Origin of the sequence: Clostridium sp. AN503, assembly GCF_040719375.1 — a bacterium.
In the GTDB taxonomy this organism is placed as follows: Bacteria; Bacillota; Clostridia; order Lachnospirales; family Lachnospiraceae; genus Brotaphodocola.
Map to the genome: position 1 here is coordinate 615,215 of NZ_JBFDTP010000001.1, position 20,802 is coordinate 636,016.

General features: G+C 49.9%; 25 protein-coding genes. 8 read left to right on the forward strand and 17 right to left on the reverse strand.

Features of this window, described 5'->3' with window-relative positions; translation table 11 throughout:
* Positions 1–390 precede the first annotated feature (390 nt).
* From AB1I67_RS02590 to AB1I67_RS02615, 6 genes are read right to left on the reverse strand one after another with little or no spacing between them, the layout of a single operon-like run.
* On the reverse strand, positions 391–1,125 hold the full coding sequence (locus tag AB1I67_RS02590; RefSeq protein ID WP_367028254.1) for a KDGP aldolase family protein: 735 nt from the start codon (positions 1,123–1,125) through the stop codon (positions 391–393).
* Positions 1,112–2,275, reverse strand: a complete 1,164-nt coding sequence (locus tag AB1I67_RS02595; protein WP_367028255.1) for a DgaE family pyridoxal phosphate-dependent ammonia lyase — start codon at positions 2,273–2,275, stop codon at positions 1,112–1,114. The genes AB1I67_RS02590 and AB1I67_RS02595 overlap by 14 nt, the downstream gene beginning before the upstream one ends.
* Before the next feature lie 30 nt (positions 2,276–2,305).
* Positions 2,306–3,133 (reverse strand): PTS system mannose/fructose/sorbose family transporter subunit IID, encoded by an 828-nt coding sequence (locus tag AB1I67_RS02600; protein WP_367028256.1) that lies wholly within the window; start codon positions 3,131–3,133, stop codon positions 2,306–2,308.
* 1 nt (position 3,134) lies between these two features.
* Positions 3,135–3,884 (reverse strand): PTS sugar transporter subunit IIC, encoded by a 750-nt coding sequence (locus AB1I67_RS02605; protein WP_367028257.1) that lies wholly within the window; start codon positions 3,882–3,884, stop codon positions 3,135–3,137.
* A gap of 15 nt (positions 3,885–3,899) precedes the next feature.
* Entirely contained in the window at positions 3,900–4,391 is a 492-nt protein-coding gene (locus AB1I67_RS02610) for a PTS sugar transporter subunit IIB (RefSeq protein WP_367028258.1), read from the reverse strand.
* Positions 4,392–4,396: 5 nt separating this feature from the next.
* Positions 4,397–4,813, reverse strand: a complete 417-nt coding sequence (locus AB1I67_RS02615) for a PTS sugar transporter subunit IIA (protein ID WP_367028259.1) — start codon at positions 4,811–4,813, stop codon at positions 4,397–4,399.
* Between the two features lie 277 nt (positions 4,814–5,090).
* Here AB1I67_RS02615 and AB1I67_RS02620 point away from each other — a divergent pair, with 277 nt between their 5' ends.
* On the forward strand, positions 5,091–5,963 hold the full coding sequence (locus AB1I67_RS02620; protein ID WP_367028260.1) for a MurR/RpiR family transcriptional regulator: 873 nt from the start codon (positions 5,091–5,093) through the stop codon (positions 5,961–5,963).
* A gap of 60 nt (positions 5,964–6,023) precedes the next feature.
* Positions 6,024–6,551, forward strand: coding sequence for a hypothetical protein (locus tag AB1I67_RS02625; protein ID WP_367028261.1), 528 nt, complete (start codon positions 6,024–6,026; stop codon positions 6,549–6,551).
* 362 nt (positions 6,552–6,913) lie between these two features.
* Here the strand turns inward: AB1I67_RS02625 and AB1I67_RS02630 are convergent, their stop codons facing one another.
* Together AB1I67_RS02630 and AB1I67_RS02635 are read right to left on the reverse strand one after the other, a co-directional pair.
* Positions 6,914–7,195: a DUF503 domain-containing protein gene (locus AB1I67_RS02630; protein ID WP_367028262.1), complete on the reverse strand. Its 282-nt coding sequence runs from the start codon at positions 7,193–7,195 to the stop codon at positions 6,914–6,916.
* A 51-nt stretch (positions 7,196–7,246) separates the two neighbouring features.
* Complete coding sequence (locus AB1I67_RS02635; RefSeq protein ID WP_367028263.1) at positions 7,247–8,011, reverse strand: hypothetical protein; 765 nt, start codon at positions 8,009–8,011, stop codon at positions 7,247–7,249.
* Positions 8,012–8,365: 354 nt separating this feature from the next.
* Between AB1I67_RS02635 and AB1I67_RS02640 the strand changes: the two genes are divergently transcribed.
* From AB1I67_RS02640 to AB1I67_RS02660, 5 genes are read left to right on the forward strand one after another with little or no spacing between them, the layout of a single operon-like run.
* Positions 8,366–9,010, forward strand: coding sequence for a DNA-3-methyladenine glycosylase (locus AB1I67_RS02640; protein WP_367028264.1), 645 nt, complete (start codon positions 8,366–8,368; stop codon positions 9,008–9,010).
* Positions 9,007–9,585, forward strand: a complete 579-nt coding sequence (locus AB1I67_RS02645; protein ID WP_367028265.1) for an Ada metal-binding domain-containing protein — start codon at positions 9,007–9,009, stop codon at positions 9,583–9,585. The genes AB1I67_RS02640 and AB1I67_RS02645 overlap by 4 nt, the downstream gene beginning before the upstream one ends.
* Positions 9,578–9,931, forward strand: a complete 354-nt coding sequence (locus AB1I67_RS02650; RefSeq protein WP_367028266.1) for an antibiotic biosynthesis monooxygenase — start codon at positions 9,578–9,580, stop codon at positions 9,929–9,931. Before AB1I67_RS02645 ends, AB1I67_RS02650 begins: the two co-directional genes overlap by 8 nt.
* Before the next feature lie 26 nt (positions 9,932–9,957).
* Entirely contained in the window at positions 9,958–10,497 is a 540-nt protein-coding gene (locus tag AB1I67_RS02655; RefSeq protein WP_367028267.1) for a methylated-DNA--[protein]-cysteine S-methyltransferase, read from the forward strand.
* Entirely contained in the window at positions 10,494–11,255 is a 762-nt protein-coding gene (locus AB1I67_RS02660) for a class I SAM-dependent methyltransferase (protein WP_367028268.1), read from the forward strand. Before AB1I67_RS02655 ends, AB1I67_RS02660 begins: the two co-directional genes overlap by 4 nt.
* Positions 11,256–11,503: 248 nt before the next feature.
* On the opposite strand, the gene AB1I67_RS02665 is transcribed toward AB1I67_RS02660, so the two are convergent.
* The 5 genes from AB1I67_RS02665 to AB1I67_RS02685 all read right to left on the reverse strand — a co-directional run bounded on the left by AB1I67_RS02665 (position 11,504) and on the right by AB1I67_RS02685 (position 15,657).
* A complete protein-coding gene (locus AB1I67_RS02665) occupies positions 11,504–12,346 on the reverse strand; it encodes a class II fructose-bisphosphate aldolase (RefSeq protein WP_367028269.1) in 843 nt (280 codons plus the stop codon).
* A gap of 12 nt (positions 12,347–12,358) precedes the next feature.
* A complete protein-coding gene (locus tag AB1I67_RS02670) occupies positions 12,359–12,679 on the reverse strand; it encodes a hypothetical protein (RefSeq protein WP_367028270.1) in 321 nt (106 codons plus the stop codon).
* A gap of 47 nt (positions 12,680–12,726) precedes the next feature.
* Positions 12,727–13,725, reverse strand: coding sequence for a dihydroxyacetone kinase subunit DhaK (locus AB1I67_RS02675; RefSeq protein ID WP_367028271.1), 999 nt, complete (start codon positions 13,723–13,725; stop codon positions 12,727–12,729).
* A gap of 171 nt (positions 13,726–13,896) precedes the next feature.
* Positions 13,897–14,541, reverse strand: coding sequence for a dihydroxyacetone kinase subunit L (locus AB1I67_RS02680; protein ID WP_367028272.1), 645 nt, complete (start codon positions 14,539–14,541; stop codon positions 13,897–13,899).
* Positions 14,542–14,718: 177 nt separating this feature from the next.
* Positions 14,719–15,657, reverse strand: coding sequence for a sugar-binding domain-containing protein (locus AB1I67_RS02685; protein ID WP_367028273.1), 939 nt, complete (start codon positions 15,655–15,657; stop codon positions 14,719–14,721).
* Between the two features lie 159 nt (positions 15,658–15,816).
* Here AB1I67_RS02685 and AB1I67_RS02690 point away from each other — a divergent pair, with 159 nt between their 5' ends.
* Positions 15,817–16,323: a DNA-deoxyinosine glycosylase gene (locus AB1I67_RS02690; protein WP_367028274.1), complete on the forward strand. Its 507-nt coding sequence runs from the start codon at positions 15,817–15,819 to the stop codon at positions 16,321–16,323.
* A 1-nt stretch (position 16,324) separates the two neighbouring features.
* On the opposite strand, the gene AB1I67_RS02695 is transcribed toward AB1I67_RS02690, so the two are convergent.
* The 4 genes from AB1I67_RS02695 to AB1I67_RS02710 form a co-directional block, all read right to left on the reverse strand.
* Positions 16,325–17,527 carry a cofactor-independent phosphoglycerate mutase gene (locus AB1I67_RS02695; protein ID WP_367029136.1) on the reverse strand — a complete coding sequence of 401 codons (1,203 nt, stop codon included), beginning with the start codon at positions 17,525–17,527 and terminating at the stop codon, positions 16,325–16,327.
* Positions 17,528–17,571: 44 nt separating this feature from the next.
* Positions 17,572–18,093, reverse strand: a complete 522-nt coding sequence (locus AB1I67_RS02700; protein ID WP_367028275.1) for a shikimate kinase — start codon at positions 18,091–18,093, stop codon at positions 17,572–17,574.
* Complete coding sequence (locus AB1I67_RS02705) at positions 18,090–18,872, reverse strand: flavin reductase family protein (protein ID WP_367028276.1); 783 nt, start codon at positions 18,870–18,872, stop codon at positions 18,090–18,092. The genes AB1I67_RS02700 and AB1I67_RS02705 overlap by 4 nt, the downstream gene beginning before the upstream one ends.
* 116 nt (positions 18,873–18,988) lie before the next feature.
* Complete coding sequence (locus AB1I67_RS02710; RefSeq protein WP_367028277.1) at positions 18,989–20,662, reverse strand: putative manganese-dependent inorganic diphosphatase; 1,674 nt, start codon at positions 20,660–20,662, stop codon at positions 18,989–18,991.
* Positions 20,663–20,802: the final 140 nt, after the last annotated feature.

Below are 20,802 nucleotides of genomic sequence, written 5' to 3' on the forward strand. Positions count from 1 at the left end.
ATTTTATGGTAACGTTACCATTTTGAAGTTAAAAATAAAATGGTGTATTGTTTCGACCTATATAAAGTAAACCACTTATTTTATAGTTTGTCAACATATTTTATGAATTTTATACATAAATTTCTTTTTATTCTAAATTTGGTATCAGAAGTTTTTACTATACTACAATCAGATTCAGCATCTATAAATGGCATAAACGCCAATAACTCCAATCTTTTTGCAAGTAACCCGTTATTCAGCTTTCCAAATTCACCAAATTATCTTCTTTTCTCCACATGGCTCCATTTAATGAAATGCTCTAAGCAACTTATTGATCATAAGAAAAGGCATAATCAAAAATCACTCAGAGCATCTATTATTTTGGTCAGATATTTAAATCAAACACAGCCTTCACCCGACGGTCTTTTTCATGATCTCATACAACCGCCCCACATCCCCAATCCTGGTCGCCCCAGTCTCCTTATCGATAATGGACGAATACACGTGAGGAACGATCTTCTCCACCCCCGCGTCCACCGCGATCTGAAGGATCTCCTTAAAGTTATATAGGTCTATGCCGCCTGTGGGTTCTAAACCAAATCCGGTCTCGGCGCAGGCTTTCGCCACCGCCTCATATTCCTCTCTCACCTTCAAGCCGCCCATGGGGAAATATTTGAGGGAATCCGCCCCCTGCTCCTTTGCCATGGCGATCGCCGTCTTCACCGGCACTACGGCAGGTTCTTCGTCCCTGCACAGAGGCCCGGTAGACACCTTCACATACCCCGGCTTCCCGCACGGAGCTACCATGGAATTCATGAACGGCCCCGGCCCGGTCTTCGCCCTGGTGTAACCGCCGGCTGTAAAGGTCTGGTTGATATGCTTCGGTATGATCTGTCCGGAGATCTCCGCCACCGCCTTCCACTGGCCCGGATTGCCCGCCCCGAGACCTACGGAGATATTATTGTCCACGGCCTCCTGATAGCGTTTCATATCCTCCACGGCGCTATCCACATCCGGATAATCGGCGGACAATATTCCGACCGCCACATGCCCTTCCGCGGCCGCGTAGATCGCCTTTGCATTTTCAATCGAATTGGTAAGGCAGTTTAAGCATACCCTTCCTTTATAAAAATTAAGCCCTTCCATTTGTCTTTTCTCCTCTTGACTGCTTTCCTTCTGTTGCCGACTGATGGATCTCCAGCAGCCTGCGATATATGGTATCCAGCTCCTCCAGGCTGTTTAAGGGTCTCGGGTCGATGGCCACAGACCCGATATTGGCCTGGTAATCCCGTGTATAGACCGCCACATTTCCCTCCTGCAGCGCCTTCACGGCTTCTTTTGCGTCCAGTCCGTAACGCTTGGGGTCAAAATCGATCTTACATCGATAGATCTCCCTGCCCGCCTCGTCCTGTATGATGGACGTCTTAAGGCCCCCGATCTCCCCTGTTTTTGCCGCAAATCGCTCCAGGTCTTCCAGGGATACCGCCTGCGGTTTTCCTCCCGCCAGGTATTCCTCAATGGCTTTTACAAGCCCCATGGTACATTCTTTTCCCACCTTCATGGTCCTTCCGATGCCCTTATACTGAAGGCGCATGTTGTCTGCAAACTCAGTTGTCCGGCAGGCCACAAACCCGCTGGTAGGCCCTTCGATGGCTTTGGCCCCGCTGTAGCACACAAAATCAGCGCCCATGGCGGCATACGCCTTTAAGTCCTCCTCCGCCGCCGCGTCCACGATACAGGGAACCCCCAGACGGCGGGTCAATTCTATGACCGTTCTGGCATCCACCATCTCCTTCTGTACGCAGTGATGGGATTTGACAAAAAGAACTGCCAGGGTATGTTCATTGACCGCAGCCTCGATATCGCCGGGCCTGGAACCGTTGGCATAACCGGCTTCCACAATCTTTGCCCCTCCTGCCTGGGCCATCAGCGCGATGGGCGCGCCAAAATCCACGTTCTGCCCTTTCAGCAGGATCACCTCCCGCTTCGGGGTATCCGGAAGGATATCGTATAGATGCTGTACCTTCTGGAGACTGTTCCCGCAGATCAGGGACGCCACCGCCAGGGCGATGCCTGCGGAGGCGCTGGAGGTGACGCAGGCGTCCTCCGTACCGATCATCTCTCCGATCCGTTTCCCCGCCCAGGCGTACAGATCGTCGATCACCACGTAGTTGCCCGCCGCCTCCACCAGGGTCTCCCCCACCCCTTTTGAGATGGTGGAGACGCCCAGCTTCGTCATCCTGCCGGATGCGTTGATCACGGGTCTTAACCCGTTCCTGCTATATATGTTTTCCATAAAATACTCCCGTCACATGATAACCTGCATTTACAGAATGCCCAGTAAGGACGTCACGATGGACACGCCCACCACAGTGAGCAGGATCCGGTTGTAGTACGGCCCTTTTTTCTTCAGGTAATAGTAGATGATAAATACAGCCGCTAACGGCAGTAACCCGGGAGCCACCGTATTTAAAATATCCTGGAACACGATCTGCGTGCCGCTTGAGAAGCCAAAGGTCAGCGGCGTGGAGATGGTGACATAGCTGGCGGACAGCGCTCCCATCATCGTAAGGCCGATCACATTGGCCGTAAATATGATGGACTTCATCTTCCCGCCGTGAAGCAGCGACACCACGGAGCGTTTGCCCAGGGTATAGCCGTTGTGGATCAGGCCGTAAGCGATGGCAATGGTGACAGCCGGGTACAGGATCAGCGGCATAACGCCGCCCAGGGCAGAACCATTGCTGGCAAAGGGCAGGAAAATGGAGATGATGATCGGCATGATCGCCGCCCACACGATGGCGTCACCCATGCCCGCGATCGGGCCCATGAGGCCGGTCTTGATCCCAGTGATAGCTTCATCCGTCACGTTTTCCCCGTTGGCCTTCTGCTCCTCCATGGAAATAACGATGCCCTGGATGATGGCTCCGAAGGTCCCCTCTGTATTGAAAAAAACCAGATGCCGTTTCAAGGCGGCGCTCAACTCCTCGTCGGTGCTGTAAAGCTTCTTTAATACCGGCGTCATGGATGCACAAAATACAAGGCTCTGTAAACGTTCATAAGAGTTGGAAAGCTCCGCGCCCGCATAGTAGATCCACATGGATCTGGTGATATCTTTTTTCGTAAGCTTTTTAACCTGTGTCTGCTCTCCCATCTTACACTGCCTCCTCCTTAAGCTGGAATAATCCCAGTAATAATGCGATACAAGTTGCAAAAATGGCTACTGCCATGGTGTCAAGCCCCAGATACATGACAGCGAAGAACCCGATGATAAAAAATGGGATCAGATTCTTCTTTCCGATCACAGACAGCGTGATCGCAAAGCCAAGAGCCGGAAGGATGCCGCCCATGATCTCAAAGGAATGCATCAGCCACTGGGGCAGGATTGCGATCAGCTTTTCCACCGCAGTCACCCCGAAGAAATCAATCGCAAACACGATCGGGAAACGGATGATAAAACCGGCGATCGACGGATAGATAAACGCCGCGCGGATGATCCCCTTTGTATCTGCATTTTCCGCATAACGGTCCGCCATATGTACCCAAACGGCGTTGGTACTTCTTCTGAGCTGATCCACAAACACGCCCAGCACGCCGAACGGGATCGCCAGCGCGATCGCCACCTCCGGGGACATATTGGACATGACGCCCAGGGGGATGGCGATGCATCCCGCCAGTGCCGGATCACTGGGAACGTTCCCGCCCGGCGTGGAGGTCACCCCCAGATAAACAAGCTGCAGGCCCGCTCCGATCTTCATGGCAAGAGGCATATTGCCTGTGAGCAGCCCCACGAAAACGCCGATCACCACCGGCTGCAGAAGCATGGACGAAAAGGTATATCCAAACCGCAGCCTGCAGAACCAGTAATAAACACCCATACATACAGCCAACATCAGCACACTCATACTTCAAAACCCTCCTTAGTTATTGTACTTTTTAAGGATCGCTTCCAGGCTCTGAGGAACATCCTCAGGGATGGTCTGGAAAATGATCTTAACCCCTTTATCCTGTAATGCTTTCAGTACATCTACGTCCCTGTCATCCAAAGTGATATTCTGGAACACCACCCTGCGTCCCGGGGAACCACCCAGTCCGCCCACCTGGATATCCGTCACCTGGATGCCGCCTTCGTACACATCCTTCATACTCTCAAGATCCGGCAAAAGCAGAAGCACACGCCCAGTCCCAAACTGCTCCTCCTTCCATCTTCTGACTGCCTCCGCCCTGCTGTAACACTCTACCTTCACCCCGGCCGGCGCCGCCATCAGATAGATCTCCAGCATAAACTCATCCGCCGCCAGGCTGTCGCTCACTACAACAATCTTGTTGGCCCGGGACTGATTCACCCATTTTGTCATAACCTGTCCGTGGATCAACCTGCTGTCAATCCTGCAAAGCACGATCTCCGCCATATAACCTAACCCTCCTTTTTCTTAAGGGACCTGGTGATCTCCGCCACCACGTCGATGATCGACGCCTGTCCCTGCTGTAATACCTGGTCAAAATTGCAGTCTCCCGTAAACATGATCTGCGTACACGCCTCTATCATGAGCGGGGCGTTCAGACCCGATACGACCTTCAGATTCCGGTCCCTGCCAACCTTGGCCCCCACATTTGTAGTAGTGCCTCCAAAAACGTCTGTAAGGATCAGGGATTTTTCCGGCAGGTCTGCCGCAAACGCCTCGACCTGTTCATAATACTCCGCAAAGGTCAATTCCGGCGTAAGCGGGATCTCATGCACGAAATCCACCGCCCCCATGATCATCTTAAGACTTTCCACCAGCGCCATCCCCCAGCCTCCATGAGTCAGGAGCAGTATCTGTGGCTTTTCCATCTCATACCTCCATCGCCTTGTTTTTCAACGCTGAAACCGTAAGCCTGATATTCCCGGGTATCATTCTTATGAATCAGATTGTAGCATACTACATTTTTATTGTCAATATTGTATTTGTATTGTTTTTACAGTTTATCTTTTTGAATTTTACTACTTTTTTGTAATTATGACATTTTAAATAAGGCTTGTTGAATTTTAGAGCAGAAATATGTTATACTCAAATTGAAATTCACTACAGAGTCACTACAAAAGTGATGAAAGGAAGACAAACTCATCCATGGCTGAACATTACGAACTCTTTACCCTGATGGCCCGCATAGACGGGATGTCCAATCAGTTTACCAAGACAGACTGGAAGATCGTCCAGTATATCAAAAAAAATACCACCAGTTTTATCGAGCTGAGCGCCCAGGAACTGGCCCGGGAGATCGGCACCTCCGACGCAAGCATCATCCGTTTTGCCCAGAAGGTAGGCTACAGCGGGCTGAACGAATTAAAATACACCATGCAGAAGGAGCTTGATAAGAACTCCTCCTCCGTCAACCACTCCGACTACTCCTCCCTGCTCAGCGACTTAAAGCTTCTGCTGGACAGCCTGTTCAACCTCACCAACCCGGCGGACATCGACCACGCCCGGGAGATGATGCTGAAGGCCCGGCGCATCTTCATCGTCGGACTGGACTTCAACAAAAACGTAGCAGAGATCATCGCCCACAAGTTCATGACCCTGGGCCTTACGGTCCAGTCCCTCACCAACTACGACACACTGCGTCTCTACCAGAGCCTGTCCGGAGAAACCGACCTGTTCATCACGATCTCCCTGTCCGGCAACCACAAGCAGCTGTCCTCAATCCTTGCGGATTTTAAAAAGAACAAGAGCAGCGTGATCCTCATATCCAACTATGAGAAGTCCCTGTGCGCCACCCATGCCAATCTGACCCTGCTGATCCCCAAGACAGACCTGCTCCACAGCAGCGACACGATCTCCCGCGAGATCCTGATCCTGGTGCTCTTTGACATGCTGTTCCACAACTTCCTGACAGAAGACCTAAAGTCCTACCAGACCTTCCAAAAGACCGCATCTTACTCAAAGCTCAGCAACCAGGATGACACCCGGGACGGACTTAGAAGACTGATGGATCTGCTATGAACGTTATTAGAAGCTTCCAATCTGTTGTGCCAGGAACCAGAATACAGTATAGGAGGATTTATGGGAGAAGATTTCATTGATACACATGATGCATTACAGGAATTATGTGATCTATTAAGCGGGTATCAATATGAACTGCATTATCATGATGATGATGAATATGAATATTTAGATGAAGCAGACGTGTGCATTACAATACCCAATCCCTATTCAAAAAATAAAATTTATATTGATTTAGAAGAAGAATTCACGCTTTCATATGGAATATACCATGAGCATTATTATCCCAACAAAAATGACTACAAGGAGATGGCCAAAACCCTAATAGGGATATTAAACAATGAACTATGCTCCGCGACCATGTATTCCGGCGAGCCGTTGCAATGGCTTGGCAGCACTACCATTACAAAGTCCGAAAGCAGCGAGCGCCCTATAAAAGATGTGTTTTCATTCATTTTTAAAATAAAGGAGTTTAAAACCAGATTAAATACGAATGGCGGTGAAGTACATTATAATTTTTGGAATCCAACGGATGACAGGATTATTAAACTAGAAAAAAAGCATAACTCTATGAAGGAGGAAACGTGAATACGATTGCAGTCAAGCCAATGCAGACCCCATATGGTTACAAGGAGCAGCATCTTATGATCGATGGCGTATTCCTGCCGTATTATGTGGATTCGTACGCCAAAGCGTCAGAAGGAGGTTATTTCAAAGGCTCTGTATCCTTGCTGGGATTGTATCCTGCGTGGGGAAAGGATCTTTTGCACAGAGGCGAAATCCGTTTTATCTGGAATCTGATTGACCGGGAAGAACCAGTTATTCTGCCGCTTCTGGTCTGTGAGGATGATTTGGATTTAAGCTGCATTGTAATTGTAGCTTTTGTTCGCAAAGACGCTGATATTGTATATTGGGACAGAATCGGATTTGTCTCTCGTGAAGAATGGAAGCTAATACGTCTCCTTTTCAATCTCCACGATCTCCGCTTCCGTGTTCCCTTCTATAAAATACTGCAGCTCCTCTGTAACGCTGTCTGCCTGGGCATGATGGGGCACAATCGCCGCCACGCCGATGACAATGGTCTGGTGTATGTCCTGCTCATCCACCTCCGCAACCGATACGTTAAATTTGTTCCGCAGTTTAGCCATCAGGCTTTTGACGATCATACGCTTCTCTTTGAGTGAGTGAACCCAAGGCGCATGAAGTTTGATCCTCAACGATACTATTAACATTGTCTGCACCTCGCTATCGCAGTTATTTTACTTCATAGATTGGGAACGCAGCTAATTATCCTCTGTAAACGGAATAAATGCTGGATATTCATAAGTATACTTTTCCCTGATTTCGTCCGCTCTCTTCTCACTTATTGGCTCTGCGCTTTTTGCATCATATTCAGACTCGGTTGAATGAAACCATGGATTATCTCTATCCTTGTCCCCATCATATATTACCGATTCCACCAAGTGAAGCTCTGATCCTTCAAAAGTAAAATATGAGTAACTGGAATGAGCCGCGCCGCTGGAGCCCTCATTCGCGATCATTCCATTGTTACAGAGATAATATCTGTTTCGCTCCCATCCATTCAGCACATATACAAGCTTTCCATCCGATATCGTATATATATCATAGATAATCCCAGTCCGAGCACCATCCGGGCCGGTCTCATTTCCTCCAAAAATCAGTTCATCTGTTCCATTTCCGTCTATATCTTGTATCAAATATCCCAATATCTCATAACTCCTGGGAGTCATCATAACACTGCTGATATAATATTTCTCCGATAATTCCCCATCTTTCTTTGGACTGCATTGTATCATATAACCCAGTGATTCTCCTGGTTCACCCGGGGTAAATTCATACGTTTCTGATGTTTTACCATCCCTGCTCTGTAAGATACACTCTCTTGCAGCTTCTATTAATTTCTCATAATAATCTATTTCCACATTATCCAATCCGCTGTCCATGCTTGTTTTAACCTCAGTTTTCAGGCCACAGCCTGATAGCCCCAGGACAACCGCCAACAGAATCATACCCTTTTTTACTTCCATAAACCTTACCTCCAAGTGGCTGTTCCCTATCTTTCTTCTACTATAGCAGATCTCTGATTATTATGCTTTAAACTTTGTTTACAATTCTATGCGTTTTCTGGATGATGTTATAGACATTCTTTGTTGTGAGGCATATGACAATATGATAAGATGTAACTGTACTACTACCAAACGACACAGAAAACTGGAGTGCTTGCGAAAGATTATACAAAAGAACAATTAGATGTGTGGTCGGCAGAGCAGGTAGAACGGCAGATTGGAATTTAATGGGATCAATATATAGAATTAGATTTCCAAAAACGAAAAGAAACACTCGCCAAGAAGTGATATTCTCTCGTTATGGAGGTGAAGCATTTGTACTTTAATTATGGAGAAAAAGAAATAGATTATTTGAAATCTAAAGATAAAAAATTAGAAGCGGTCATTGATCGAATTGGACATATTGACCGTAAAGTTGATGATGATTTATTCTCATCCGTTGTCCATCATATCATTGGACAGCAGATCTCAACTGCAGCACAGGCAACACTATGGAATCGATTGTCAGATAAAGTTGGTGATGTAAGTGCGGAAAGTATCTCGTCGTTAAACCGTGATGAATTACAATCCATAGGCATGACCTACAAAAAGGCTGACTACATTCTGGACTTCACCGAGAAGGTCAGAGAGGGTTCCTTTGATATATCAGCTCTGGATCATATGGCAGATGAACAGGTCATTCAGGAATTGTCTTCTCTAAAGGGGATTGGTGTCTGGACTGCGGAAATGATTATGACATTTTGTATGCAGCGTCCCGATGTGGTCAGCTATGGAGATTTGGCTATTATACGGGGAATGCGTATGCTGTATCGCCATAAAGAAATAGATAGGGCAAAGTTTGAACGATACCGAAAAAGATATTCCCCTTATGGTACAGTTGCCAGCCTTTATCTATGGGCAATCGCAGGAGGTGCGATTCCTGAGCTTACTGACCCTGCACCAACGAGGAAAAAATCATGACGGAACAGGAAATGTGGCAGGCAGTTTTGAACAATGATGCGGGATATGACGGCGTCTTCTTTTACGCTGTTAAAACGACAGGAATATACTGCCGCCCTTCCTGTAAGTCAAAACCACCCAAAAAAGAAAATATCTGTTTCTTTGAAACATCAGAGCAGGCAAGAAAAGCTGGGTTTCGTCCCTGCAAACGCTGTAGAAGTGACTTAATCGACTATCAGCCTATGAAGCAGATTGCCGAGGATGTAAAATGCAAAATTGAAAAAGTCTATTGTGAGCAGGCTGATTTGTGCCAAAAACTGAATGAGGTTGGCATCACGGGACGGCGGCTTGCTGATATTTTTAAGGATGAATACGGAATGACACCAAAAGCCTATGCCGACCATCTCCGATTAGCAGAAGCAAAACGGCTTTTGAAGGACACCGATAAAAAAGTGATTGATATTGCCTACTCGGTTGGATTTGGCAGCTTATCAGCGTTCTATAGCTTTTTCAAAAAAGAAGAAAAAATCACGCCGTCTGAATACCGGAGAGAACGTAAAAACAAAAGAAGAACAGGAGATTTTCGACATGAGTAAAGTAATTGTATTGTTTGAAGTAAAACCCACAAAGGCGGGAATGCAAAAATACCTGGATAATGCTGCAATGTTAAAGCCTATGTTGTCCGGGTTTGAAGGATTTATCCGTGCAGAAAGGTTTACAAGTCTGAACGAGGAAGGAAAATTGCTGTCCATGAATGTCTGGGCAGACGAAACGGCAGTAGAACGCTGGAGAAATGTGATGGAGCATCGTATGTGCCAAAAGGAAGGAAAAGAACAACTGTTTGAAAGCTACAAAATTACAGTGTGTTCGACTATTCGTGAGTATACGGATGTGGATAGAGAGGAAGCGCCAAAAGATTCCAATGAGTATCTGGAAAAATAGATGGTGTTGAAAAGAGGTGTAAAACGATGAAGTACAAATATTATTATAAAACACCGGATGATTTTTCGGATATTTGGATGAACAGCGATGGGGAGTTTCTTACAGGTTTATGGTTTGAAGGTTCAAGAGATGCAGCCAAGCATTGTATTGACTGCGCAGAAAAGCTGCTTCCGGTTTTTGAAGATACGATGAAGTGGCTGGATTTATATTTTGAAGGAAAAAAGCCGGATTTTGTTCCGAAATACAAAATAGAAAACCTTACGGACTTTCGGAAGGAAGTCATGGGATATATGCTGTCAATTCCCTATGGGGAAACGATAACATATGGAGACATCGCCGGAGACATTGCGAAAAAACGGGGAATTGAAAAGATGTCTTCCCGTGCTGTTGGCGGTGCTGTCGGGTGGAATCCTATTTGCCTCATAGTTCCCTGCCACAGGGTGGTAGGTTCAAATCGCTCTTTGACAGGTTACGGTGGAGGGATTAAGAATAAAATTGCACTGCTTAAACTGGAACAAAATGATATGGACAAATTTATGATTCCAAAGAAAGGGACGGCACTATGAATCACTACGACAAAGTAAAAAAGTCATTTGGAAAGCAGGCGGAAAAATTTGCAGCATATCATATGTCTAAGGCAGAATACACCGATTATTTGACAGGGCGGATTCATGCAGAAGGCAATGAACACACATTGGAGGTTGCAGCCGGAACCTGTATATGCGGGAGAGCCCTGGCGCCTTATGTAAAAGATGTTATTTGCCTGGATTTGACGGAAGAGATGCTTGAGCAGGGAAAGAAACTTGCTGCAAAAAATCATATACAAAACATATCTTTTGTTATAGATAATGCAATGAAATTACCCTATGATGACGGTTCCTTCGACCTTGTCATCACAAGACTGTCTCTGCATCATTTTACAGAACCGCAAAAACTTTTCGGTGAGATGCAAAGAGTGCTAAAAAACGGCGGGAAATTAGTGGTCTGGGATATGGAAGCTACAGCAGAGGAATTGAGAGAAAGTAATGATGCCATAGAAAAAATGCGTGATGATTCCCACACACGAATATTGAGCCGGGAGGAATTTGTATTGCTGTATCAGGATGAGTTTGATCTTCAAGTGAAGGAAACAACTCTTGTACCTGTGAATCTTCAAAGCTGGATGGAACTGACAGATACGCCTGTGGATATTCAAAAACATATAGTTGAACTTATGACTGCTGATATAAATGGCGGTGTAAAGACGGGCTTTGAACCATATTGGAAAGATGGGCAAATATGGTTTGATCATAGATGGTTGTTACTAATCGGTGTAAAAAAATAAAGAATGGGCATTCGACAAATTCTGTTTTGTCGGCCTATTTTTCCTGTTCCCGTTACTGTTGTCACCAAACACTCTCCCCGCCCTTTCCTTACCACCAATGTTGATTGGCGGTAGCCCGCCCCCAGCAGCCTCCGAAAAACCGTAGCCGGAAGGGAGCCGGAGTCCAAAGCCCCATGGCCCCTGCCTCCCTTCCAAACACAGCAAATGGCGGAGGCTGCGACCCCTCCGCCACTCACTAACTATATTTTTCACTCCAGTGCAAACATCGCCATCGCGCTCAGCACATCCTCCTCCATCGCGTCAACCGCAGCGTTTGCCAGATCGTGAAAATACTTCACTTCTTTTTCTTCCAGAAGCTTTTTCACGCCCCTCACACCCGCGTTGGACATATAGGAGAAATAATTGATCTTTCGGATTCCGCAGCGGATCGCGTGCTGGGTATCCTCCACGCTGATGCCGGAACCGCCGTGCATCACAAGCGGCACACCGGTCAGTTCTTTTATCTTCTCGATCCGCTCAAAGTCCAGCTTCGGCTTGGTGGCGTAGAATCCGTGCACCGTACCCACCGACGCCGCCAGAGCGTCGATCCCTGTTTCCTTCACGTACCGGGCAGCCAGATCCGGGTCCGTATAGGCCTCGCTGACGTCCTGGATCGCAAATTCCCGTCCCTCATGTCCGGTCACAATGCCGATCTCGGCTTCCACGTTGGCGTCATACTCCTTCGCCAGAGCGACTACCTCCTTTGTCATGCGGACATTTTCCTCATAAGGTTTGGAGGAGCCGTCGTACATGACTGCGGAGAACCCCAGATCCAGAGCCGTTTTCACATACTCCATGTCCTCGCCGTGATCCAGCATCACACAGACCGGAACAGAAGACTCTTTTGCCATCCGCACCATGATGGGGCCGATGATGCGGATCGGCATCTCTGGCTCATGAAGCTGGGCGTGCTGGATGATCACAGGTTCATTCCGCTTCTCAGCCGCGCGGATGACCGCCATCAGGATCTCCAGGTTCGGCGTATCAAACGCCCCAACGCAGCACTGTTTCTCCTCCGCATGGCGCAAAACCGTATTCATATTCACTAACATAGCCTGGTCTCCTTATTTCTGCTCGTAAAGTTCAATGATCGCATCGTCCCAGGCCACAAACGCAAGCCTCGCGCCGGGACCGCAGTCCATAGGCCCGCAGATCACCCGCTGGGCCTGGGCTACATACTGGTCTAAATCGTCCACCTTGTAAGCCACATGAGGCTGTTTGGAAAGGATCTCCGGGAAGGGCGTTCCCTCCTCGAACTTCAAGTACTCAATCTTAAAATCATAGTCGTCCACATTGCTGACCCAGAACTTCATGTCCTCGTTGTAAGTCATTCCCTCTTTTTTGTTCAGAACCGGGATTCCGATGTGCATATATTCTGCTGACATAACCTTCCTCCTTTACTTTGGAAAACCGCTCAAACTCTCTTCACTTCTTACTTTTTCATATAAGGGGTGTTGCACGGCGCGTTCCAGTAATGAAGCAGCTCGTCGTCCATCCTCGCCATAAACATCTGGAAACCGCCCTGCTCCTGCACGGTCAAAAGCTCGCCCACGTGGTTGGCGACGATCTCAATATTCTTTTCTTTCAGGTAAGACACACACTTACGGTAAATGATAAACAGCTCCATCAGCGTGGTTGCGCCTGTACCATTTAAGATCAGCATGATCTTCTCGCCTTCCTTGATGCCTAAGTCTGCGATCAGGCCGTCCAGCATGATCTGGGCTGTCTCGTCCGCAGATTTAAGAGGCTGGCGTCCGCCGCCGCCCTCGCCGTGCTGGCCCATGCCGATCTCCATCTCGTCCTCACCCAGATCTGCTAACAGGCTGCCGGTCGCCGGATGGGTTGCCCCGGTCACCGCCACGGCCAGGGTCGCCATATTGTCCGCAAAACGCTGTGCGACCGCCGCAACCTCCTCCAGGCTCTTGCCTTCCGCTGCTGCCGCTCCCGCGATCTTGTAGGTGGGAATGCAGCCCACCAGCCCCCGTCTGTCATCCGCATTGCTTCTCGGAGCGTTGGCAATATCCTCCTGGGTCACTACCTTTACCACATTCAGCCCTTCTTTGGCACATTTCTTCATGGTCAGGTTGCCGGTCAGCATATCGCCCGCGTGGTTCAGCACGATATAGAGCACGCCTTTTCCCTTATCCGCCAGCTTGATCGCGTCCACGCAGGCCTGCGGTCCAGGAGCCGCAAATACATCGCCCACTACCGAGATGTCTACCATGCCCTCACCCACAAAACCACTGATCGCCGGCTCATGCCCGGAACCTCCCTGGGTCACGATCGTCACACGGTCTGCCGAATCCAATTTTTTGTTGATGACCATACGTTCATCGCCCAATACTACAAGATCCTTGTGTGCTTCTGCAAATCCTTCCAGCAATTCAGGTGTCAGGTTCTCCGGATTGTTGATAAATTTTTTCATTTTCATATCTGTTTTCTTCTCCTGTTCTATTTTGTTCTGAATCTACCGCGTCTTTTTAACTCAATCATTGCGGTGTCCTGCTGCCCCATATCTCTGCCGCGCCTCACAGCTCTATTTTACTGCTGCTCCGCCGCGCCGTGCCATTTACTATCGCTGTTCATGTTCTGCTACTCCAAATCACTGCTCCGCCTCATGCAGCCCTTCATACAGCCCTTCATACAGCCCTTTAAAAAACAGTGACGTGCTCACCGCTCCTGCGTCCGGCGTGCCGATGGTCTGCTCCTTGTAGCTTCTGGCCCTGCCAAACTTTGAGATATAGTTCTCGCTCTCCTTTGCCCCCTGCTCCGCCGCTTCCGCCGCCGCCTTCAGAATCTCCATCACATCATCTGAAGCCTGGGCAGCCGCTTCCACCGCCGGGATCAGCGCATCCATCATCGTCTTGTCACCAACCTTGGCCGTAGTGATATCCTCCATCGCCGACAGGCTGCCTGCGAACATGGCCTTTAAACCCGCTCCGTCGATCCCCTCACCGCCAGTCAGCGGTTCCGCCAGGCCTCCGATCAGGGTTCCGTAGAGAGGACCTGCGCTTCCGCCGCCTATCTCCATCGTATCATCCCCCAGATCCTGGATAAATGTCTCGATGTCATCATCCTCCCATGCATCCAGGCTCCGCTCCATCAAGCCGGCAATCTTGCCGATGGTCACTCCGTGGTCGCCGTCTCCGAACCGGGAGTCGATCTCGCTGAGCCGGTCCTTGTTCTCATTCCACAGCCGTGCTACTCCACGCAGCATCTTCTTTACTTCTGGTTCTAAAAGTAACATATGTAACCTCCTTTCCTTTTTATTTCTCATATGTGCTGAGTTAAGCGTAACACTTGTCAGGTTCTATGTCAATAAATACATTTTAATTTATATATTTTTAATCAATATGCACAAAAACAGCGTCTGTTTGTGTACAAACACAACCAGACGCTGATCAGTTTAGTTACATATGTAACCCTATTCTTCTAAAACTGCTTTTACCACATGTTCCGGAGCAATAATATGATTTACATACCCGGAGCGCAGCACCCCGCTGAGAGCTTTCGGTTTCGTATTAGCAGAGCAGATTCCCACCACATGGCGGACCCGCCCCAAAAGTTCCAGCGGGATCTGGATCGCATAATCCGTATCCGAATGGATGACATGTCCATTTCCGTCCACAAAGTAATTCAGGATCCGCCCTACCGCTTTCTGTTTTACCAACAGGTCCCCATAACGTGCCTCAGAAGCAAAATCCGGCACCGACGGGAAATTCCCAATATTCACCAGCGCTGCATCCAGGCGCTCCCACGCCTCACGTACCGCGCGGTAATTCTCCAGTTCCTTCGTAAGCCTCAATTCCTGCTCCGACAATACGCAGGCCGGACTATAGATGAACTCCGGCTGCGCGCCGCTGCACTCTGCCAGCACCCGCACCAGTTCGTTGGAGTGGTAATTCTTAAGCCCTACCCCGCCGTTTCCGATCAGCGGGCAGATCGCCCTGCAGATGGAAACCGGCTTCCCGCTCTGCTCCACCCGGGAAACCAGGTCGCCGATGATATGGCCCCAGCCGATCCCAAGCCGTTCCTGCCCCAGGGCCTCCAGATACCCAAGCGCGGCCTCCGCCACCGCGGCATTGGTCTCCAGATCCTGATTTCCATCCGGTACCACCGCGCCGCCGCAGATGCCGAAGCTGCGGCGCAGCCCTTCCATCCAGCTCTCACCGCGGCCCGCCGCATACTCCGGCTCCCGGATCCGGATATCCACGATCCCCTCTGTTTTCGCTTCCTTTAACAACCGGCTCACCATCGGCCGGGAGATCCCATACTGCTTTGCTATCTCATTTTGCGTCCTGTCTTCTTCATAGTATAGTCTGGCAATGTTTACCAGACGTTCTGTCCTGCTGCGCTTGTCCATTGCTATCCTCCGGCCTTCTCTACGTATTATATTATCAGCCTGTACGGAGTAAAGCAATTCTTTATTTAGAAATCTGTCATTTTCCTTCCCCTTGTAATCTCCCCCAGTTTCCGCTATCATAATATAAAAAGAAAACTTACAAAGGAGCGCCGTCCAGACATGAACACCGAAAAATCCCCCTACACCCACGTCCGCCACACCTTCGAGCCCGTATACGATGAGAATTCCCGCATCCTGATTCTCGGCAGCTTCCCTTCCGTCAAATCCCGGGAGAATGACTTTTATTACGGGCATCCTCAAAACCGGTTCTGGAGACTGATGGCCCGGCTCCTGAGCGAACCGCTGCCAAACACCATCGAAGAGAAAAAGACCATGCTGCTGCGCCATCGCATCGCCATCTGGGACGTGATCGCCGCATGTGACATCAAAGGTTCCAGCGACAGCAGCATCCGGAACGTGACCCCCGCGGATCTAAACCGCGTCCTGCAGGCCGCAGACATAGAGAAGATCATTGCAAATGGCAGCACCGCTTTTTCCCTGTACAAAAAATACTGCGAAGCCCAGACAGGCAGGGAGGCTGTCAAATGCCCCTCTACCAGTCCTGCCAACGCAGTATTTACCTTAGACCGTCTTGCTGATGAGTGGAGTCGGGAGCTCACACTCTGATCTATCTGCCCAGCAACTTCTTCATCAGTTCCTGCCCCTGAGCCACAAACCGCCCGGTACTTGCCCCGTTTTTTTCCGTATAAGAGCTGATCCCCGATTCCACCGTCTCCGTGCTGCGGTACAGCAGGTAAGGGATCGGGTCCGAGATGTGGGTCTTGATGGCGATGGGAGTCGGGTGATCCGGCATCACCAGGATGGAATATTCCTCCCCGGCATCCTCAAGACCCTTTAACAGCGGCCCCACGATCTGCTCATCGATCAGCTCAATGGAGCGTACCTTTCCATCCACATCCCCGTGGTGGCCGCATTCATCCGGCGCTTCCACATGGATGTAGACCAGATCCTGCCCATCCAACAGGGTCTGGAGGGCCGCCTCGCCCTTGCCTTTAAAGTTGGTGTCAATATTTCCGGTGGCGCCTTCCACTTCAATCACCTTCATCCCGGCGCAGATGCCGATCCCTTTGATCAGATCTACAGCGGAGATCACGGACGCCTTCACGCCGTACATATCTTCAAATCTGAAAACGCCCGGCCTGGTGCCTTCCCCCCACAGCCAGATGGAGTTGGCTGGATTCAGTCCCCTTGCCCGGCGGTCCTGATTGACCGGATGGTCTTTGAGCACCTCATAGCTGCGTTTCATCAGATCCAGGATCACCGGATCCTCCGGCAGGTATGTTCCCACCTTCTGGTCTGAGATGTCGTGAGGCGGCGTTAAATTAAGCCCCACCGGCCCTTCCCGCCAGATCATACAGTGCCGGTAGCTGATCCCCGGATAAAATACGATCTCATCGGTCCGAAACGCCGCATCCACCGCTTTGATCAGCTCCGCTGCCTCGGCAGTGGTGATCTCCCCGGAGCTGTAATCCATCATGGTCTTATCCGCATATTCCGTCTCATCAGACAGCGTCACTAAGTTACAGCGGAATGCCACATCCGTGTCTGTCATCTGGATCCCGATGCTGACCGCCTCAAGAGGAGAACGTCCCGTATAACATTTGAGTGGGTCATAACCCATAGCAGAAAGGTTCGCCACATCGCTGCCCGGTTTCATCCCCTCCGGCACCGTTTTCACCATACCCAGCTCACCGCCCTGGGCCAACCGGTCAATATTCGGTTTCTTCGCCACCTCCAGTGGGGTCTTTCCGCCAAGTTCCTCTATGGGATAATCGGCCATTCCATCCCCAAGCATCACAATATATTTCATCTCATCGCTCCCTTTCTCCGGATTCTCGCCCGGACTGTCTGGCATTACATCTCCCCCCGGGCCATGCGCGCTTCCATCATCGCCCGCAGCTCGTCCACGGTCGCCCCCGGCGTCTTGCCGGATTCGTCCACCGTAATATCTGCATATTTTTCATACAGCGGCACCCGCTCATTGTACAGATCCCGCAGGCTCATGCCGTCCTTCAGCGCAACGCCCCGGTCTTTCAGATCGCCAAGGCGGAGTTTCACATCCCGATAGCTGAGCTTTAGATAGACCACGGTGCTGATCTCCTTTAGATGCTCCATGGCCTTTTCTCCATAGATGACACTGCCGCCCGGAGCGATCACAGAATGCTTCACATCCAACTCCCGGTTGATCCGGTCCTCCACCTTTAAAAATCCTTCCGTTCCCTGCTCCTCGATGATCTCTTTTAGAAGCTTTCCTGTCTTTTCCTGGATGACGATATCCACGTCCACAAAGGAATACCCCAGCCGTTTTGCCAAAAGTACCCCTACCGTGCTCTTGCCGGATGCCGGCATGCCGATCAGTGTTATGTTCGATTTCATGATGTCTTTCTCCTGCCTGTATGATTTGAGGGCTTTCGGGCAGAGGCGGATTTGCCGCTGGTTGTCGCCTTTTTGCCAGACTTGGACTTGCCATCAGTTGCTGGCTTGCCGCCGGTTGCTGGCTTCTCGCCAGTTCTGGATTTCCCGCCGGTTCTGGACTTGTCACCGGTTGCCGGTTTGCCGTCAGCGGGCAGCCTTCCGCTGCTGACCTTCCGCCCCAGCTTTTTCACCGAATACCCAAACGTCCCTAATTTATCCCCCAATTCAAAATACGTGCCGTGGGAATATGCCACCAGACCCGCGTCATTTAAATGAAATGTCCCCTTTTCATCCATATACCTTTCATCCACCGTCACTCCCACAATCTCCGCCAGGAACATATCATGGCTTCCAAGGGGGATCACCTGGGTCACCCTGCACTCTAAGTTCAGCGGGCTCTCCAGAATCCCCGGCGCATCGATATGCTCCGAGGCCTGCGCCGTCAGCTTCATTTCCGCAAACTTGTCCGTGTCCCTGCCGGACTTTACCCCGCAGTAGTCGGTAGCAAAAACAAGATCCCGGTTTACCAGATTCACCACAAAATTCCCGGTCTCTTTGATGATATCATAAGAATACCGCTCTTTTCTCACCGATATGGAAAGCATGGCAGGCGTTGAACAGACAGTCCCCGCCCAGGCCACGGTGATGATATTCGGTCTTTCTCCCGGCCGCTGGCAGCTCACCATTACTGCGGGGACAGGGTATAGCATATTGCCTCCGCGCCATGTGATTTTGCTCATATTCGTTTACCGCCTCCGATATTTAATCTGATATGATTCCACATTTGGCTGGAACATGACAAGCTCCGCGAAAGTCTCACAATCACTGTTGCCATTACTGTATTTCCAGCCTTTCACTATGCCTCACATGCGATCATGATCGCCGGGATCAGCTGCTTCTTCCTGGACACCACCCCCGGCAGCTCCACCACGCACTCCTTCGCGTCGGACAACTCTTCCTCAGCATCCACATGAAATGCATTCATGATCAACGTCTCCGCTCCCGCGCCTTCGCACAGAAGCTCCGTGGATTCCGTCAGGATGTTGGTCAGCATGAAGAACAGCATATCCACACCGTGGGCTTCATGGGCCTTCTGCAGGTATGGAAGCATACGCTCCTTGAGCTGCGCCAGCTCCTCCTCATTTAGAGAGCTGATCTGGCCCACACCGAAGGAAACTTTCCCTGCGCTGAACCGCTTGAAGTCCTGATAAAAGATCTCCTCGTCGCTCTTGCCTTTTAAGTTGCTGCCTGCGGCAAACATCTCCGCGGCATACTTGTCAATATCGATCCCCGCGGTCCCGGCCAATGCCAGAGCAGCCATCTTGTCGATCTCCGTGCAGGTGGGCGAACGGAACAGCAGCGTATCGGAAATGATCGCGCTGCACAAAAGCCCTGCGGTCTTTTTGTCGATCATCACATTATTTTCATTGTACATCTGGTAAACGATCGTCGCCGTACAGCCCAGGGGCTGGTTGCGGAAAAATACCGGGGAGATGGTCTCTACCGTGCCCAGCTTGTGGTGGTCGATGATCTCCAGGATATCTGCATTTTCAATGCCGCTCACCGCCTGGTTCTTCTCATTGTGGTCCACCAGGATGATCTGCTTGCCTTTGGCGCCCAACAGGTTCCGGCGGGAGATCATGCCCTTGTACTTGCCGTCCTTGTCTAAGATCGGGAAATCCCGGTGGCGCTTGCTGGCCATCACTTCCTTGATCTCATCGATGAAATCCGTGTCCTCGAAAGTGATCAAGTTCTCCGTCTTCATAAAATAGCTGATCGGCATACTCTGGTTCACCAGGCGGGCCGCCGTATAGGTGTCATAGGGGGTGGTGATCACCGTACAGCCATGCTCCTGAGCCAGCTTGCGGATCGTCATGGACACCGCCGCGCCCTCACAGACGATGATGCAGTCCGCATCCATCTCGATGGCGCAGAGCTGGGACTCATAACGGTTCCCCAGGATCACCAGGTCATGGGGCGCGATATAGTACTCCATCATATCCGGGTTGGCCGCCGCGATCAGTACCTTTCCCTCTTCAAAATACGCATCGGCACTGCCCACAACCAGGGCGCCCTCCAACGTTTCGATAATATTGCTGTACTGGGTCCTTGCTTTGGACAAAATACTGCTGTCATAAACATTCATGTAAGACTTTGTGATGTCGCCCACCGTGATCAGACCTTCCAGCACATCGCCGCTGCTGACCGCCGGCAGGGTCACTACGCTGGCGTCCTGCATCAGATTCCAGGCTTTTTTCAGGGAAATATTCCGGTTCACACCTTTCGTCTCACGGATCTCAATATCACGCACCTGGGTCTTTACATTCTCCACCAGCTCCGGCGGCTCCACCCCAAAGTAGTTCAGCACAAACTGGGTCTCCTCATTGATATGGCCCGCACGTCCCGGCACATATTCCTTCCCGGTGACCGTTGCCTTCAGATTCGCATAACAGACAGCAGAACATATGGAGTCCGTATCCGGGTTCTTATGTCCGATCACAATGGTCTTTCTTCTTCTCTCCTCTGCCATAATCTCCTCCGTTAATTCTTTTTTGCACATTTCACAATTTTATTCCTGTTTCCAAAAAATAATTATAACTTTTACCCTGATTTTCACAATCTGTTTACAATGCGTTCACATTTTGTTCACAGATATTTCTTATACTAAAT